This is a genomic window from Rhodococcus chondri, assembly GCF_036327435.1.
GTDB lineage: Bacteria > Actinomycetota > Actinomycetes > Mycobacteriales > Mycobacteriaceae > Rhodococcus > Rhodococcus chondri.
The window spans coordinates 15,091-31,591 of the sequence record NZ_JAUZMZ010000017.1 but is presented as its reverse complement, the minus strand read 5'-3'; the positions used below and the strand labels follow the sequence as shown (position 1 = coordinate 31,591).

Sequence of the window (16,501 nt, the reverse complement as noted above, 5' to 3'; positions counted from 1 at the left end):
CGTACAGATGTGCATGAGAGCGAGAGCCTGAACAATGCCGAGTTTGCAGCCACCGTCCGGCAGTGGCTCGACGAGAACCTGACCGGCGAATTTGCCGAGCTCAGGGGTAAAGGTGGGCCCGGCAGCGAGCACGAATTCTTCGAGCAGCGCCTGGAATGGGACCGGCACCTCGCTGCCTCCGGCTGGACCTGCATCGGCTGGCCCACCGAACACGGCGGCCGCGGCGCCACCCTCGAACAACGGGTGATCTTCCACGAGGAATACGCGAAGGCCGACGCGCCTGCCCGCGTCAACCACCTCGGTGAGGAGCTCCTGGGCCCCACCCTCATCGCGTTCGGAACCGAGGAGCAGAAGCGGCGCTTCCTGCCCGGTATCCGCAACGTCACCGAACTGTGGGCGCAGGGCTATTCCGAACCGGGCGCCGGATCGGACCTCGCCAACGTCTCGACCACCGCGCGTCTCGACGGCGACAAGTGGATCATCAACGGACAGAAGGTGTGGACGTCGCTCGCGCACGTGGCGCAGTGGGCGTTCGTCGTCGCGCGGACCGAACCCGGCTCGTCCCGGCACCACGGCCTGAGCTTCCTGCTGGTCCCGCTCGATCAGCCCGGTGTCACGGTGCGGCCCATCCAGCAGCTCACCGGCACATCGGAATTCAACGAGGTGTTCTTCGACGACGCGGTCACCGACGCCGACCTCGTCGTCGGTGCGCCGGGCGACGGATGGAAGGTCGCCATGGGCCTGCTGACCTTCGAGCGTGGCGTGTCCACCCTCGGGCAGCAGATCGGATTCGCGCGCGAGTTGCAGGAGGTCGTCGACCTCGCCGCCGCCAACGGTGCCCTCGAAGACCCGAACATCGCGGAGAAGATCGCCCGTGCGCGCATCGGGCTGCGGGTCATGCGCGCGCACGCCGTCCGTACCCTCGACGACGCCGACCCCGGCCAGGCCTCGGTCGCGAAGCTGTTGTGGGCCAACTGGCATCGCGATCTCGGCAAGCTGGCGATGGAAGTGCAGGGAGCCGCATCACTGGTCGGACCCGACCACGACCACGCCGGAACGCCGTCGCAGATCACCGACCCCGAACACCTCGAGCTCGCCGAGTGGCAGCGACTGTTCCTGTTCACCCGCGCCGACACCATCTACGGCGGATCCAACGAGATCCAGCGCAACATCATCGCCGAGCGTGTGCTCGGCCTTCCCCGGGAGGCACGTCCGTGACCGCTACACCCCAGACCCCATCACCGCTCGCCACCCCGCCCGTCGAAACACCCGGCCACGGGCTGCTCACGGGTAAGAAGGTCGTCGTCACGGCGGCGGCCGGCACCGGAATCGGCTTCTCGTCGGCCCGCCGCTCCCTGCTCGAAGGCGCCGACGTATTGCTCTCCGACTTCCACGAACGACGGCTCGGCGAGGCGGCGGACAAGCTCGCCGCGGAGTTCCCGGAGCAGCGGGTCGCGTCGATCGTCTGCGACGTGTCGTCCACCGAACAGGTCGACGCACTCATCGCCGGTGCCGCCGAGCAGCTCGGCCGCATCGACGTGCTGATCAACAACGCCGGCCTCGGTGGCGAAACCCCCGTCGTGGAGATGACCGACGAGCAGTGGGACCGTGTCCTCGACATCACGCTCACCAGCACCTTCCGGGCCACTCGCGCGGCGCTTCGGTACTTCCGGTCGGTCGATCACGGCGGCGTGCTCGTCAACAACGCCTCGGTGCTCGGATGGCGCGCACAGCACTCCCAGGCCCATTATGCGGCGGCGAAGGCCGGCGTCATGGCACTGACCCGCTGCTCCGCGATCGAGGCCGCCGAGTACGGGGTGCGCATCAACGCCGTTGCTCCGTCGATCGCGCGGCACGCGTTCCTCGCCAAGGTCACGAGCGAGGACTTGCTCGACCGGCTCGCGTCCGGCGAGGCGTACGGTCGAGCTGCCGAAGTGTGGGAGGTCGCAGCGACCATCGCAATGCTGGCGAGCGACTACACCACCTACCTGACCGGCGAAGTCGTGTCGGTTTCCTCCCAGCGGGCGTAGTACTCGAAAGGCTTGTGCATGTCTCCGTCTCGTGACGACTCTGCCGGAAAGTCCGGCCGGCGGGCCGAGCTGCTCGGCATCGCTGCCGAGCTGTTCGCGTCGCGCGGTGTGCGGGCAACCACCGTCCGCGACATCGCCGACGCCGCCGGAATCCTGTCGGGCAGCCTCTACCACCACTTCGACTCCAAGGAGTCGATGGTCGACGAAATCCTGCACGGATTCCTCGACGATCTGTTCGACCGCTACCGCAAGATCGTCGCGTCCGGCCTCGACTCGCGCGCCACACTCGAGGCGCTCGTCACCGCATCGTACGAGTCGATCGACCGATCCCACGCGGCCGTCGCGATCTATCAGGACGAGGCCAAGCACCTCGACGGCAGCGGCCGCTTCTCGTACATCGGCGAGCTCAACATCGAATTCCGTCAATTGTGGGTCGGCGTGATCGAACGCGGGGTCGGCGACGGCAGTTTCCGGCCCGACATCGACGTCGAACTCGCCTTCCGGTTCCTGCGCGACACCGTGTGGGTTGCCGTGCGCTGGTACCGCCCCGGCGGCACCATCACCGCAGAACACGTTGCGCAGCAGTATCTTTCCATCGTTCTCGACGGGCTCTCCAGCCCCGAAACTGATTGAGGAGTAAACATGACCGAGGCCTACATCATCGACGCGGTGCGCACACCCATCGGGAAGAAGAAGGGCGGGCTGTCCGACGTCCACCCCGCTGATCTCGGAGCGCACGTCATCAAGGCCGTCGTCGGCCGCACCGCCATCGACCCCGCCGACGTCGACGACGTGATCTTCGGATGTGTCGACGCCATCGGTGGTCAGGCCGGCAACATCGCCCGCACCGCGTGGCTGGCCGCCGGCTACCCGCAGCATGTTCCCGGCGTCACCGTCGACCGGCAGTGCGGGTCGAGCCAGCAGGCGATCCACTTCGGCGCGCAGGCGATCCTGTCCGGCACCGCCGACCTCATCGTCGCCGGCGGCGTGCAGAACATGTCGCAGATCCCGATCTCGGCCGCGATGATCGTCGGACAGCAGTACGGCTTCGACTCCCCGTTCGGCGGGTCGAAGGGCTGGACCGAGCGCTACGGCAGCGACGAGGTGTCGCAGTTCAAGGGCGCCGAGATGATCGCCGAGAAGTGGGACGTCAGCCGCGAGGAACTCGAGAAGTGGGCGCTGCAGAGCCACGAGCGCGCCAAGGCCGCGATCGCCGCGGGCCGCTTCGACAACGAGATCGTGCCGCTCGGCGACGCGACCGTCGACGAGGGCCCCCGGGACACCAGCCTCGAGAAGATGGCGACGCTGCAGCCGCTCGTCGAGGGTGGTCGTATCACCGCCGCGGTCGCGAGCCAGATCTCCGACGGCGCGTCTGCGGTGCTGCTGGCCTCCGGCGAAGCCGTGAAGAAGCACGGCCTGAAGCCGCGCGCCCGCATCCATCACCTCAGTGCCCGCGGCGACGATCCGATCTTCATGCTCACCGCACCCATCCCGGCGACGCAGTACGCGCTCGAGAAGGCCGGCCTGACCATCGACGATATCGACCTGGTCGAGATCAACGAGGCCTTCGCGCCGGTCGTGCTCGCCTGGATCAAGGAGATCGGCGCCGACCCGGCCAAGGTCAACGTCAACGGCGGCGCCATCGCACTCGGTCATCCGCTGGGCGCGACCGGCACGAAGCTGATGGCCACGCTGCTCAACGAACTCGAGCGCACCGGTGGCCGCTACGGCCTGCTCACCATCTGCGAAGGTGGCGGCACCGCGAACGTGACGATCATCGAGCGCATCGAAGCCTGACGACACCGGTATCCGTCCCGGACGTGGCCGGGACGGATACCGCATGCGGCACTACCGAAGCGTCGGATCGGTGACGCGGTCGCTGCTGCCGGCAGTCCGGAACACGGTGTCGGCCGCGTCCGCCAGCGGGTCCGCGGGAAGCACGTCGACGATGCGCTCGAAGATGACGCCGCCGTCGGGGCACCACACCCGAACCCGGCGGGGACCGGGCGCGACGTTGTGCGCGACCATCGTGCCCGACGGCTCCAACGGCAGACTCCGGGTATTGCCTTCTACATCAGGGTCGACCCGGCAGCTTTCCGGATGAACCGGCACGCCGTGCACGGTCACCATCACCCGAGTACGTCCCGGGACGACATCCGCCGTCGCCGCGGCACCTGCGACACCGGGAATGGTCAGGAAGACGGCCGCGGTGGACAACACGGCCGCGGCAGCGCTCACGTAACGGACTCTCATTCGGCTCCTTGCAGTGCGGATGGATCGCAGTGGGATGGACCGACCCTACGGGGATGTGCGGCATACGTCCGTATCTTGGGCGGACCGGTCGGCTGGGCCGTTGGGGACTACCCTTCGAATCATGTGCCGGAACATCACAGAGCTGCGCGGACTCGAACCGGCAGCGACCGCCGAGGAGATCGAGGCGGCCGCCCGCCAGTACGTCCGTAAGGTCAGCGGAATCCACAAACTGTCCGACGCCAACCGGGAACCGTTCGAACGCGCGGTCGCGGAGGTCACCGAGACGACCGCCCGGCTGCTCGCCGAACTGCCACAACGCCGGCAACCGCCGCCGACGGTCCCGCCGCTCAGACGACCCGAGGTCCGGGCGCGCATGGCTGCCGGGGGCTGACTCGCCGCGGCCGGGAACAGGCCGCCGCTACGCACCCACCCGCTGGTGCCGATCCCTCATCCGCCGGCAGATTTCGGTCGCCGCGAGCTGCGCCGATACTCGAAGATGTTTGTCGGCGATCTTTCCGGCCGGGCCGAACACCGATAGTGCAGCGGCAGATTCGGTGCGCTCCATCGGGCCGATGGGTACCGCCACGCAGCTGAAGCCCTTCATGCATCGCTCCTGGCCGTACGCGATTCGCAGTTCACGCACTCGGTCGGTGTCCGGTGTGTCCACGCCTCCGGATCCCTCGACGGCCAGGAGCGCCTTCCCGATCGTCGACGACTTCGCAGGCAGACGGTAACCGGCCCCGGATCGGATGCTGGGAACGAGATCTCCACCGACCTTTTCGAGGTACACCGCGTCCGGCCCGTCGAGCACGCCCAGGTGCACGATGCATCCGGTTTCCCGGTGCAGCCGACGCAAGCTGGGAAGCGCGATTCTGCGAAGTGAATTCTGTTGCGCGGCCACGGCACCCAACTCGATCATGCGCATCCCGAGCTGGTAGTCCATGCCGTGACGGTGCACCCATCGAAGCAGGACCAGCTGCTCCAACGCGCGGTGCACGGACGTTCGAGGCAGTCCGGTGGCGGCGACGATCTGCGACAGGTTCAATGTCTCCGCGCCGGTGAACGCGTCGAGGATCAGTGCCACGCGTTGCAGGGTTCCCGTCGGACTCTCGGCAGAGCTGTGCAGCTGCATCTGTTGGCCTCTCCCTCGTCTCCTGCAATAGGTAACACACCGTATCGGCGCTGCCGGCGATAGTTCCGCCCACCGGAAACACGGCTGTCGGTGGACGCGGGTGTGCGGTGTACTGCGTACATGCCAGATCTATTTGCTTCCGCCCCCGGCGCGATGCTCACCGGCCGCCGCGCGGTGGTCACCGGCGGGGCTCAGGGTATCGGTGCCGCCGTAGCGCGTGCATTCGCCGTGCACGGCGCCGACGTCCTTGTCGCGGACAACGAAACGATCGGCGCTCTCGAATTCGACGCGACCGCAGGCGGCTCGATCACATCGATCGAATGGGATGTGCGCGAGACGGCGTGCCCGTCCGACCTCGTCGAGCACCGGCCGGACATCCTGGTCAACAACGTCGGACACTACGTGCAGCCTCCGCACACGTTCGAGACCAACGCGCCGTCCCTGTGGGACGAGTTGCACGAGATCAACTTCGCGCACGTCCTGCGGCTGACGCAGACGCTCGTGCCGGGCATGGCCGAGCGCCGCACCGGTTCGATCATCAACCTCACGACGGTCGAAGCGCACCGCGCGATTCCCGGCCACACCGTCTATTCCGCATACAAAGCGGCGCTGACCCAGTTCACGCGATCGCTGGCCGCGGAGGTCGGCCCGTCCGGCATACGAGTGAACGCCATCGCCCCGGACCTCATCGAGTCGGTCCAGGTGCCCTACGCGACGCTCGTCCCCGAGGAAGACCTGCCGCTGTGGCCGAACTGGTCGCCGCTCGGAGGTCCCGGACAACCGGAGGACGTGGCAGGTGCAGCGCTGTTCCTGGCGTCCGACCTGTCCCGATTCGTCACCGGCGGCACCATCCACGTCGACGGCGGCACCCACTCTTCGGGCGGCTGGGTACCTCGCCGCACCGGCGGCTGGACCAACCGTCCCCGCAATCCCTGATCTGCGACATACAGATCTGCCACATACCGATCCACGACATAACGAAGGGCGCACAGTTATGAAGGTCTTGATCATCGGCGGTACCGGCATGATCGGCGCTCACGCCGCACTGCTCCTGCGCGAGCAGGGCGACGACGTCACCGTGGCCGCTCGCGGCGAGATGCCGGAGGATTCGCCGGTCGCCGACTTCCCTGTTCTGGCAGGCGATTACACAGTTCCGTCCTTCACTCGCGAGGAGCTGTCGCGCTTCGACGGCATCGTCTTCGCCGCCGGACAGGACCCGCGACACAAGAAGCCCGGCGACGAGGATCAGGCATTCTGGGAGAAGACGCAGATCGTCGGCGTGCCCCGATTCGCCGAGCTCGCCAAGCAGGCCGGTGTGGGCCGCTTCGTGCAGGTCGGAAGCTACTACCACCAGCTGCGTCCGGAGCTCGCGGCCGGCAACGCGTATATCGCAGCCCGGAAGGCCGCGGACGAGGGCGCCCGCGCACTGGCCGACGAGTCGTTCAACGTCTGCACGCTCAACCCGCCGTCGATCATCGGTGCCGTGCCCGGCGCATCTGCCCGCCGCTACCGGAAGATGGTCTCGTGGGCTGCCGGGAACGAACCCTCCATTCGGGACTTCGCCCCGACCGGCGGCACCAACTACATGTCCGCCCAGTCACTTGCCCAGGCGATCCGTGGCGCCCTGCAGAACGCCGAATCCGGGACGGCCTACATGGTCGGCGATCAGAACCTGCAGTACAAGGAGTTCTTCCAGATGATGGTCGACGCCGCAGGTGGTACGCGCGTCATCGAGGCGCGGGACGAACAGCACCCGCTGTTGTCGGACGCCGCTATCGTCCAGGGGCGTGGCAACACGCTGGCGTACGAGCCTGTCGCCGAGCAGGTGCGGCTCCTGGGATACGACCGTCAGGACTGTGACCGGGCGGTCCGGGCACTCGTCGACGTGGTGCTGGCGGCCAGTCGCTGAAGACGCGGGTTCTTCCACTGACCGGGACTCGCCCCGTGTGTATCGGGCGTCCTGGTTAGTGTGCGGCACAACCCTTTTGCGCAGCCAGTGCGCATGCCGTATCAACGGTGACACTCGCCGGGTGCCGGGTCTGCATCCCGAGATCCCGCAGGTGGATGCGTTGTGACCGCCGCGGTTACGGAATTCGAACTCAGGAGTGAAGTTGGAACGCGCCACGATCGCCGAGATGTTGCTCGACCGGCTCGGGGATGTGCACCCCGGCACCCGGACCCGGGACAGGGACTGGACATGGGACGAAACGGTCCGTGAAAGTGCCGCGCGCGGGGCGCTGGCCACCTCGCTGCGGCAGGACGGCCCGTTCCACATCGGCGTGCTGCTCGAAAATGTTCCCGAGTTCCTGTTCTGGCTCGGTGGTGCCGCACTGAACGGGGCGACGATCGTCGGTATCAACCCGACGCGTCGCGGCGCCGAACTCGAGGCCGAGCTCCGATACGTGGACTGCCAGCTCATCGTCACCGATGCGGAGGGCATGGAGAAGTTGCGGGGACTCGACCTCGGTCTGGCCGAGGATCGGTTCGTGCTCGTCGACGATCCGTCCTACGCGGACCGGGTCGCCGAGCACGCTGTCGCCGAGCCCGCCATGGACCCGGCGATCGACGACTCCTCGCTGTTCCTCCTGCTGTTCACCTCCGGTACCACCGGTATGTCGAAGGCGGTGCGCTGCAGCCAGGGACGGCTCGCCCGGCTGGCGTACGCGAATACGGTGAAGTACGGGCACGTCCGCGAAGACGTCGACTACTGCTGCATGCCGCTGTTCCACGGCAATGCGCTCATGGCGCTGTGGGCACCCGCGCTGGCGAACGGCGCCACCGTCTGCCTGCCGGAGGCACGCAAGTTCTCCGCGTCCGGATTCCTGCCGGACGTGAAGTTCTTCGGCGCGACGTTCTTCACGTACGTCGGAAAGGCGCTGTCGTACCTGATGGCGACGCCCGAGCAGCCGGGCGACATCGACAACTCCCTGGTCCGCGGATTCGGCACCGAAGCGTCTCCGGAGGACAAGGCCGAATTCGTCCGCCGCTTCGGCGCCGAATTGTTCGAGGGCTACGGCTCCTCGGAGGGCGCCGGTTCGGTGAAGCTCGATCCCGAGGCTCCCGCGGGGGCGCTCGGTCGGCCCGCCCATGACGAGATCGCCGTCGTCGACCCGGACACCCTGGTCGAGTGCGCGCGAGCGAAGCTCGACGAGCACGGCCGCGTCCTGAACCCGGACGAGGCCATCGGCGAGATGATCGACAAGGGTGGCGCGAAGCGGTTCGAGGGGTACTACAAGAACGAACAGGCCATCGCCGACCGGATCAAGCACGGCTGGTACTGGACCGGCGACCTCGGCTACATCGACGAGGACGGGTTCATCTACTTCGCGGGCCGCAAGGGCGACTGGATCCGCGTCGACGGTGAAAACACCTCTGCCCTGATGATCGAGCGGATCGTGCGCCGGCACCCGAAGGTCATCGCCACCGGGGTGTACGCCGTGCCGGACCCGCGCTCGGGCGATCAGGTGATGGCCGCGATCGAGGTATCCGACCTGACCGATTTCGATCCCGAGGAGTTCGCGGGTTTCCTCGCCGTCCAGGGCGATCTGGGTACCAAGTCCGCACCGCGCTTCGTTCGGGTGTCGACCAACCTCCCGGTCACGGGATCGAACAAGGTGCTCAAGCGGGAACTGCAGGCCCAGCTGTGGCGGTGCGACGAGCCGGTGTACCGCTGGGAGGGACGCGGCGCGCCGGAGTACGTCCTGATGTCCGACGAGGACAAGCGTGAGCTCGAGGCGCAGTTCGTGGCGTCGGGCCGGCAGCGGTTCCTCGATGTCTGACACGGGACTGCCCAGTGGTCGCCCGGTCGCCCTCGTGACCGGTGCGAGCCGAGGCATCGGCCGGGAGATCGCGCTCGCATTCGCGCGAAGCGGATTCGACGTCGCCCTCACCGCCAGGACAGTGCGGGAGGGTGACGGACGCGTGGCGCCGCGCACCCACGGTGAGCCGATTCCCGTGCCGGGCAGCCTGGAGACCACTGCCGGGGAGGTCCGAGCGCTCGGTGTCGAGGCCTTGCCCGTCCCGATGGACCTGCTCGACGCGGCCTCGGTGCTGTCCGCAGCGGATCAGGTACTCGAAACCTGGGGCCGGGTCGATGTTCTCGTCAACAATGCCTACGCGCAGACCGCCGGCAACATGGACCGGGTGCTCGACATCGACCTCGACGACGCCACCGCGATGTTGCGTGGCAACTACCTGCATCAGCTCGCGCTGATCCAGCGGGTGGCGCCCACGATGGTCGAGCGAGGCGCCGGGGTTCTCATCAACATGGTGTCGGGTTCGGCGACGACGGACCCGCCCGCCGCGCCCGGTGAGGGCGGCTGGGGACTGTCGTACGCGGCATCGAAGGCGGCGTTCAGCAGGCTCGCAGGCGCGGTCAACGCGGAGTATCGGCCGCGGGGATTGCGGGCGTTCAACCTCAGCCCCGGGTTCGTGGTCACCGAGTCGGGTGCGGCCCGCGGCGGCACCGACAAGATCGTCGGCCAGGGATTCGACGCCGTGCCCGCGACGGTTCCCGCGGACGCCGCGGTCTGGCTGGCGACCGATCCGGGAGCCGACCGGTTCCTCGGCAAAGTCGTGTGGGCCCCGAAACTGGTAGAGGCAATCACAGCGTGATCCGCGCTGCGGAACAACAGGCTGTGGAACAACGGGCTGCGGGACGACAGGAAGCGGGTGGCGTGTGAAGCTCGGTGTGGTTATGCCGGTCGAACTGGGTACGGCCGGCGATCCGAAGTCGGTCCTGGAGTTCGCACAGGCCGCAGAATCCCTCGGGTTCGATGAGATCTCCGCTGTCGAGCACGCGGTGGTGATCGCGAATACCGCGAGCGAGTACCCGTACTCGCCGACCGGAAAGTCGCATCTGCCCGACGACTGCCCGCTGCCGGATCCGCTCGAGCTGCTGTCGTTCGTGGCCGGAGCCACCACCCGTCTCGGGTTGTCCACCGGAGTCCTGGTGGCGCCCAATCACAATCCGGTTGTGCTGGCCAAGCGGCTCGCCACCCTCGATTCGCTGTCCGGTGGCCGTGCTCGCATCTGCCTCGGCGTCGGCTGGATGCGCGAGGAGATCGAGGCCTGCGGCGGTGACTTCACCCGTCGCGGCAAGGCGACCGACGAGGCGATCGCCGTGATGCGCGCGTTGTGGGCCGGAGGGTCCGACGGCGTCGACTTCGATGGCGAGTTCAACTCCTTCGCCGGTGCGTACTCGTTCCCGAAACCGTTCCGCGAAAGCGGAGTTCCGCTCTACATCGGTGGTCATAGCAAGGCCGCCGCGCGGCGGGCCGGGCGACTCGGCGACGGGTTCCAGCCCCTCGGACTCGGCGGTGAGGATCTGGCCGGGGCGATCGCGACGATGCGGTCCGCGGCATCGGATGCCGACCGCGACCCGTCCGACGTGGCACTGGTACTGGGTCACATCCTGCCGAAGATGGACGAGTCGAAGGTCGAATGGGCGCGCTCGCTCGGTTCGGACCGGATTCTGCTGTCCGCGTCCCGACACGCCACCACCTTCGAGGCCGTCCTCGACGAGATGGCGGCGTGCTCGGAACGTATGTCTCTGGTCTAGCTCCGTCGAACCGGCGGCACTCGCGTGGTCAGGCGCCAGGCACCGTGACGGCGCTGTCCTCGATGAAGTCGACGATCAGTTCCCGGCGTGCGATCAGCCAGCTGCCGTCCACACGCCGGTAGCCGTCGCGGTAGCGGATGGTGATCGCGTTGTCGCGCATCCCGTCGCGGCTCCGGTACAGGTGATGGGCAAGGCAGTACACCCACCCGCCGGCAGTGTCACCGTCACCGTCGATATCGATCACCTGCTGGTGCACGGCGTGATGCGTCGCGTGCAGGTGCGCGGTGCCGCCCAGCACGACCGTGACGATCGCGTCCCCACCGACCGTGACCACCTTCTCGGTTCCGCGGGTCACGGCGGGTGGCTGCACGAATTCGGCATCGGCCGTGAACAGGGCGGCCAAGGCAGCAGGGTCTCGTAAGTCCACCGCGACCGCGTACCGGGCCGCAAGGTCGGAAGGATCATTCATGGCCACGAGTATGCGGTCGGCAGGACTGCCGTCGACCACGAAAGCCCGCTGAGCGGAATCCGGCATTTCATTCGCGCGACAGGGTCGTAGCGCGAAAACTACCGCTCAGCGAGACCGGACAAGCCTGGATGCGAATCGGTCCGTAGCGTCCGAATTCGCGTATAGCGACGAATGGGAGAGCAACGATGGAGTTGAGGGAGTCGCCGGCGCAGCTGGAGCTGCGAAGGGAACTGCGCGCGTACTTCGCGAGCCTGCTGCCGGAGGAGAAGCGCCGCAGAGCGGGCGAGCAGGGCGTGGGCGGCGAGCACTTCCGTGAGGTCGTCAAGCTTCTCGGCCAGGACGGCTGGCTCGGCATCGGATGGCCCGAGGAGTACGGCGGTCAGGGCCGCTCCATCGAAGAGCAGTTCGTGTTCTTCGACGAGGTGCAGCGCGCGGGTCTCCCGTTCCCGTTCGTCACCGTGAACACGGTCGGTCCGACGCTGATGAAGTACGGCACGCAGGAGCAGAAGGAACGCTACCTGCCGGGCATACTCGCGGGCGACATCGTCTTCGCGATCGGCTACACCGAACCCGAGGCCGGTACCGACCTCGCGTCGCTCAAGACCCGCGCGGTTGCCGATGGCGATGAGTGGGTGGTCGACGGCAACAAGATCTTCACCTCCGGCGCCAACACCGCCGACTACGTCTGGCTCGCGTGCCGCACCGACCCCGAGGCGCCCAAGCACAAGGGCATCTCCATCCTGGTCGTGCCCACCGACGATCCCGGCTTCTCGTGGTCCCCGATCAATACCGTCGGTGGCCTGATGGTGACCTCGACGTACTACAGCGGCATCCGGGTTCCGCAGGAAAACGTCATCGGTGACGTCAACGGCGGCTGGCAGCTGATCGCAGCCCAGCTCAACCACGAGCGCGTCGGCCTCGCCGCGATCGGCGGCCGCACGTACGGCCTGTGGCATCAGGTTCTGGATTGGGCCAAGGACAACGGCGCAATCGAAATCCCATGGGTGCAACAGGAATTCGCCCGTACGCACGCGAAGCTCGAGGCGATGCGTCTGCTGAACTGGAAGATGACGGCGGCTGTCGCCGCGGACACGCTGTCCGGGGCGGATGCCGGCGCCACCAAGGCGTACGGCACCGAGACCCACATCGACGTCTACCGCACGCTGCTCGCGATCCTCGGCGCCTCCGGCCGGATTCGTCCCGAGTCGCCGGGCGCGCTGCTGGCAGGCCAGATCGAGCAGATCTCCCGCCAGGGAATGGTCAACACGTTCGGTGGCGGTGTCAACGAGGTGCTGCGCGACATGGTCGGCACGATGGGCCTGGGTCTCGTGCGTGAGAAGAGGGTCAAGTGAGCGCATTCCTCACCGAACTGAAGGCATTCGAAGGCCGGACGCTGACTCCCACCACGTGGGGACCGGACGAGGTCAACATCCCGATGATCCGGCACTGGGTCGAGACGATGGGGGACACCAATCCCGTCTACCTCGACGACGAGGCCGCCCGTGCCACCGGGCGCGACGGCGCAGTGGCCCCCGCGTTGATGGCGCAGGTGTGGACCATGCGCACCTTCACCGACAAGATGGCGAACAACGATCCGTCGCAGGTGTGGACGGACCTGATCGCGACGCTCGACGGTGAGGGTTTCACGTCGGTCGTCGCCACCGACTCGGATTTCGAGTTCTTCGTGGAGCTGCGTCCGGGCGACCGGGTGTCGCTCACCGAGGTGATCGAGTCGATCTCGGAAGAGAAGAAGACCGGCCTCGGCGTCGGGCACTTCGTCACGACTCTGAAGACGTACCGCAACGGTGACGACGAGGTCGTCGCGACCCAACGGTGGCGCACGCTGCGTTTCGCCCCCAAGCCTGCGGAGAAGCCGAAGGGCCTGCGTCCGCGTCCGGCGCTCAACGCCGACAACGCCTTCTGGTTCGAAGCTGCCAAGGAACATCGACTCGTGATCCAGCGGTGCAGCACCTGCGGCACGCTGCGTCATCCCACCGGGCCCATGTGCGGGGCGTGCCGGTCGCTCGAATGGGACACCGTCGAAGCCTCGGGCCGCGGCACCGTCTACAGCTTTGTCGTCAACCACCATCCTCGGATCCCCGGATTCGACTACCCGCTCGTCGTGGCGACCATCGAACTCGAAGAGGGCACCCGACTGGTCGCGAACATGACCGGCGTGACGCCGGACGAGGTCGAGATCGACATGCCGGTGGAACTGGACTGGATCGATGCCGACCCGGATCTGACGCTGCCCGCGTTCCGGCCGGCTGCACGGGAGGAACACTGATGGACTTCAACTTCAGCGAAGAGCAAGAGGCGATCCGCACTCTCGCCGACGAGGTTTTCACCAGCAGGGCCGACATCGATCGGATCAAGCAGGTCGAGCTGAGCGACGAGCGCATCGACCGCGACCTGTGGCGTGAACTCGCGACCACGGGACTGCTCGGCATCGCGCTGCCGGAGAACCTCGGCGGCGGGGGACTGGGCCTGTCCGAGCTGTACGTATTGCTCGAGCAGCAGGGTCGCCACGTCGCACCCGTGCCGATCTGGCAGGCAACGCTCGCCGCACTCACGATCGCCGAGTTCGGCACCGACGAGCAGCGCACCGCGCTGGTCCCGGGCGTCGCCGACGGCAGCCGGTTCCTGACGATCGGACTCGAAGAGTTCGGCCCGTACGCCGCGGGCGACCCGCAGACCGCGGCCGTCGAAGCCGGTGGCCGGTGGACTCTGACCGGAGCCAAGGCCGTCGTCCCGATCACCCACGTCGCGGACCGCGCGATCGTCTCGGCGACCACACCGACCGGCGCAGCGCTGTTCCTCGTCGACCTCGCCGCCGACGGCGTGTCGGTGGAGCAGACGCAGTCGACCAACTGGGAGATCTGCGGCAACGTCACGTTGGAGTCCGCTCCCGCGGAGCTGCTCGGCCCCGCCGACGGCACCACGGCGCAGTGGCTGCTGGACCGGGTCGAACTCGCGCTCGCCGCGATGGCGCTCGGTGTCGGAGACGGCGCCGTGCAACACGCCGTCACCTACCTCAACGGCCGACACCAGTTCGGGCGCCCCCTCGCGACGTTCCAGGCGGTCAACCACCAACTGGCCGACTGCTACATCGACCTCCAGGCGATGCGTGTGACGCTCTGGCAGGCCGCGTGGCTGCTCGCCGAAGGGCAGGAGCCGGGCACGTCGGTGCTCGTCGCGAAGTGGTGGGCCACCGACGGCGGCCAGCGCGTCGTCCACCGCACCACGCACGTCCACGGCGGCATGGGAGTCGACACCGACTACCCCGTACACCGGCACCTACTGTGGGGCAAGCAGATCGGCGCAACCCTCGGCGGCTCGGCGTCCGACCTCGCCCGCCTGGGTGCACAGCTCGCCGCCGGTGTCGAGGTGGTCGCATGACCGCCACCGCCACCACGCCTGCGCTGAACGGGCGCAGCTACGACGACATCGCGGTCGGCGAGGTGCTTCCCGAACTGGCGATCCCGTTGACCCGCACGCTGATCGTGGCCACCGCGCTCGCGACACGCGACTTCCAGGACGTGCATCACGATCCCGATCTGGCGCGGGAGCGCGGGTCCGAGGACGTGTTCATGAACATCCTCACCAGCAACGGCCTGGCCGGACGATTCGTGACGGACTGGGCCGGGCCTGCCGTGTCGGTGCGCCGCGTGAAGATCCGCCTCGGTGCCCCCAACTACCCGGGCGACACCATGACGATGACCGGCGAGGTGGTTTCCAAGGAGAACGGTCTCGTCGAGGTGAAGGTGCAGGGCGCGAACAGCCTCGGCAACCATCTCTCCGGCACCGTCACCGTCGCGTACCCCGCCGCAAGTGAAGGGAAGGACGCCTGATGGCTGTCAGCCCGCTCTCGGGCGCCGCCGCGATCGTCGGCATCGGCGCCACCGAGTTCTCGAAGAAGTCCGGCCGCTCGGAACTGCAGCTCGCGTGTGAGGCCGTGACCGCGGCCCTCGCCGACGCCGGCATCGACCCGTCCGAGGTCGACGGTCTGACGACCTTCACGATGGAGACCAACGGTGAAATCCTCGTCGCCCGCAATTGCGGGCTCGGGGAACTGAAGTTCTTCTCCCGGGTCGGCTACGGCGGCGGTGCGGCGTGCGCATCGGTGCAGCAGGCCGCGATGGCCGTGGCGACCGGCATCGCCGACGTCGTGGTGGTCTACCGTGCGTTCAACGAACGCTCCGGGATGCGCTTCGGTGCCGGGCAGCACGACCGTCCGATGGACTCCACCGCGGACCGTGCGGCCTACGCGTGGCTGACCCCGCAGGGCCTGTCGACACCCGCCCAGTGGGTCGCGATGTTCGCCCGGCGGTACATGCACCAATACGGCGCGACGAGTGAGGATTTCGGCCGGGTTGCGGTCGTGGCGCGTAAGCACGCCGCCAACAATCCCGCCGCATGGTTCTACGGCAAGCCCATCACGCTCGAGGACCACCAGAACTCCCGGTGGATCGCCGAGCCGCTGCACCTGCTCGACTGCTGCCAGGAGACCGACGGTGGCCAGGCCCTCGTCATCGTCTCGGCCGAGCGCGCCAAGGACCTGCGCAACAAGCCCGCGATCATCAAGGGCGCCGCACAGGGCAGCGGCAAGGACCAGCACATGATGACGAGCTACTACCGCCCCGACATCTCCGGCATCCCGGAGATGGGGCTGGTCGGTCGTCAGCTCTACGCGCAGGCGGGCCTGACGCCGGACGACATCAACGCCGCGATCCTCTACGACCACTTCACTCCGCTGGTGCTCCCGCAGCTCGAGGAACTCGGTTTCTGCCGCCCGGGCGAGGCCAAGGACTTCATCCGCGAGGGCAACCTGGAGATCGGCGGCAAGCTTCCGAGCAACACGCACGGCGGCCAGGTCGGTGAGGCGTATCTGCACGGCGTCAACGGCATCGCCGAAGCCGTCCGCCTGCTGCGCGGCACCTCCACCAACCAGCCCGAGGGTGTCGACAACGTCATCGTCACGGCGGGAACCGCGGTTCCCACGAGCGGCCTGATTCTCGGCGCCGCCTGACCCGAACCACCCCGGCATTCCCCGCGGC

Annotated in this window: 18 protein-coding genes; 15 read left to right on the top strand and 3 right to left on the bottom strand. The window is 67.7% G+C overall.

All coding sequences use genetic code 11. The features are described 5' to 3' along the window. Positions 1–9 precede the first annotated feature (9 nt). From Q8814_RS05115 to Q8814_RS05100, 4 genes are read left to right on the top strand one after another with little or no spacing between them, the layout of a single operon-like run. Positions 10–1,218: an acyl-CoA dehydrogenase family protein gene (locus tag Q8814_RS05115; protein ID WP_330150938.1), complete on the top strand. Its 1,209-nt coding sequence runs from the start codon at positions 10–12 to the stop codon at positions 1,216–1,218. Continuing rightward, positions 1,215–2,030 carry an SDR family oxidoreductase gene (locus tag Q8814_RS05110; protein WP_330150937.1) on the top strand — a complete coding sequence of 272 codons (816 nt, stop codon included), beginning with the start codon at positions 1,215–1,217 and terminating at the stop codon, positions 2,028–2,030. The genes Q8814_RS05115 and Q8814_RS05110 overlap by 4 nt, the downstream gene beginning before the upstream one ends. Before the next feature lie 18 nt (positions 2,031–2,048). Further along, positions 2,049–2,663, top strand: coding sequence for a TetR/AcrR family transcriptional regulator (locus Q8814_RS05105; RefSeq protein WP_330150936.1), 615 nt, complete (start codon positions 2,049–2,051; stop codon positions 2,661–2,663). A gap of 9 nt (positions 2,664–2,672) precedes the next feature. After that, positions 2,673–3,827 carry an acetyl-CoA C-acetyltransferase gene (locus tag Q8814_RS05100; protein ID WP_330150935.1) on the top strand — a complete coding sequence of 385 codons (1,155 nt, stop codon included), beginning with the start codon at positions 2,673–2,675 and terminating at the stop codon, positions 3,825–3,827. Positions 3,828–3,878: 51 nt separating this feature from the next. On the opposite strand, the gene Q8814_RS05095 is transcribed toward Q8814_RS05100, so the two are convergent. Next, the gene (locus Q8814_RS05095; protein ID WP_330150934.1) at positions 3,879–4,283 is read right to left on the bottom strand and encodes a hypothetical protein; all 405 of its coding nucleotides are present in this window, start codon (positions 4,281–4,283) and stop codon (positions 3,879–3,881) included. 121 nt (positions 4,284–4,404) lie between these two features. Between Q8814_RS05095 and Q8814_RS05090 the strand changes: the two genes are divergently transcribed. Beyond that, positions 4,405–4,674, top strand: a complete 270-nt coding sequence (locus tag Q8814_RS05090; protein WP_330150933.1) for a DUF2277 domain-containing protein — start codon at positions 4,405–4,407, stop codon at positions 4,672–4,674. 27 nt (positions 4,675–4,701) lie between these two features. Here Q8814_RS05090 and Q8814_RS05085 read toward each other — a convergent pair whose 3' ends face one another. Next, the gene (locus Q8814_RS05085) at positions 4,702–5,415 is read right to left on the bottom strand and encodes an IclR family transcriptional regulator (RefSeq protein ID WP_330150932.1); all 714 of its coding nucleotides are present in this window, start codon (positions 5,413–5,415) and stop codon (positions 4,702–4,704) included. A 120-nt stretch (positions 5,416–5,535) separates the two neighbouring features. On the opposite strand from Q8814_RS05085, the gene Q8814_RS05080 reads away from it, so the two are divergent. From Q8814_RS05080 to Q8814_RS05060, 5 genes are all read left to right on the top strand, one after another. Further along, positions 5,536–6,351, top strand: coding sequence for an SDR family NAD(P)-dependent oxidoreductase (locus tag Q8814_RS05080; protein ID WP_330150931.1), 816 nt, complete (start codon positions 5,536–5,538; stop codon positions 6,349–6,351). Positions 6,352–6,409: 58 nt separating this feature from the next. Further along, positions 6,410–7,324, top strand: a complete 915-nt coding sequence (locus Q8814_RS05075; RefSeq protein WP_330150930.1) for an NAD-dependent epimerase/dehydratase family protein — start codon at positions 6,410–6,412, stop codon at positions 7,322–7,324. Positions 7,325–7,520: 196 nt separating this feature from the next. Next, positions 7,521–9,194 carry an AMP-binding protein gene (locus Q8814_RS05070; RefSeq protein ID WP_330150929.1) on the top strand — a complete coding sequence of 558 codons (1,674 nt, stop codon included), beginning with the start codon at positions 7,521–7,523 and terminating at the stop codon, positions 9,192–9,194. Beyond that, the gene (locus Q8814_RS05065; protein ID WP_330150928.1) at positions 9,187–10,029 is read left to right on the top strand and encodes an SDR family oxidoreductase; all 843 of its coding nucleotides are present in this window, start codon (positions 9,187–9,189) and stop codon (positions 10,027–10,029) included. Before Q8814_RS05070 ends, Q8814_RS05065 begins: the two co-directional genes overlap by 8 nt. Before the next feature lie 64 nt (positions 10,030–10,093). After that, positions 10,094–10,975 carry an LLM class F420-dependent oxidoreductase gene (locus Q8814_RS05060; protein WP_330150927.1) on the top strand — a complete coding sequence of 294 codons (882 nt, stop codon included), beginning with the start codon at positions 10,094–10,096 and terminating at the stop codon, positions 10,973–10,975. A 28-nt stretch (positions 10,976–11,003) separates the two neighbouring features. Here the strand turns inward: Q8814_RS05060 and Q8814_RS05055 are convergent, their stop codons facing one another. Next, a complete protein-coding gene (locus Q8814_RS05055) occupies positions 11,004–11,444 on the bottom strand; it encodes a nuclear transport factor 2 family protein (protein ID WP_330150926.1) in 441 nt (146 codons plus the stop codon). A gap of 185 nt (positions 11,445–11,629) precedes the next feature. Here Q8814_RS05055 and Q8814_RS05050 point away from each other — a divergent pair, with 185 nt between their 5' ends. Genes Q8814_RS05050 through Q8814_RS05030 form a run of 5 tightly spaced genes read left to right on the top strand, consistent with a single transcriptional unit; the run spans position 11,630 to position 16,473 of the window. After that, complete coding sequence (locus Q8814_RS05050; RefSeq protein ID WP_330150925.1) at positions 11,630–12,796, top strand: acyl-CoA dehydrogenase family protein; 1,167 nt, start codon at positions 11,630–11,632, stop codon at positions 12,794–12,796. Then, positions 12,793–13,731 carry a bifunctional MaoC family dehydratase N-terminal/OB-fold nucleic acid binding domain-containing protein gene (locus Q8814_RS05045; RefSeq protein WP_330150924.1) on the top strand — a complete coding sequence of 313 codons (939 nt, stop codon included), beginning with the start codon at positions 12,793–12,795 and terminating at the stop codon, positions 13,729–13,731. The genes Q8814_RS05050 and Q8814_RS05045 overlap by 4 nt, the downstream gene beginning before the upstream one ends. Further along, positions 13,731–14,843 (top strand): acyl-CoA dehydrogenase family protein, encoded by a 1,113-nt coding sequence (locus Q8814_RS05040; protein WP_330150923.1) that lies wholly within the window; start codon positions 13,731–13,733, stop codon positions 14,841–14,843. Before Q8814_RS05045 ends, Q8814_RS05040 begins: the two co-directional genes overlap by 1 nt. After that, positions 14,840–15,295: a MaoC family dehydratase gene (locus Q8814_RS05035; protein WP_330150922.1), complete on the top strand. Its 456-nt coding sequence runs from the start codon at positions 14,840–14,842 to the stop codon at positions 15,293–15,295. The genes Q8814_RS05040 and Q8814_RS05035 overlap by 4 nt, the downstream gene beginning before the upstream one ends. After that, complete coding sequence (locus Q8814_RS05030; RefSeq protein WP_330150921.1) at positions 15,295–16,473, top strand: lipid-transfer protein; 1,179 nt, start codon at positions 15,295–15,297, stop codon at positions 16,471–16,473. The genes Q8814_RS05035 and Q8814_RS05030 overlap by 1 nt, the downstream gene beginning before the upstream one ends. The last annotated feature ends 28 nt before the right edge of the window (positions 16,474–16,501 follow it).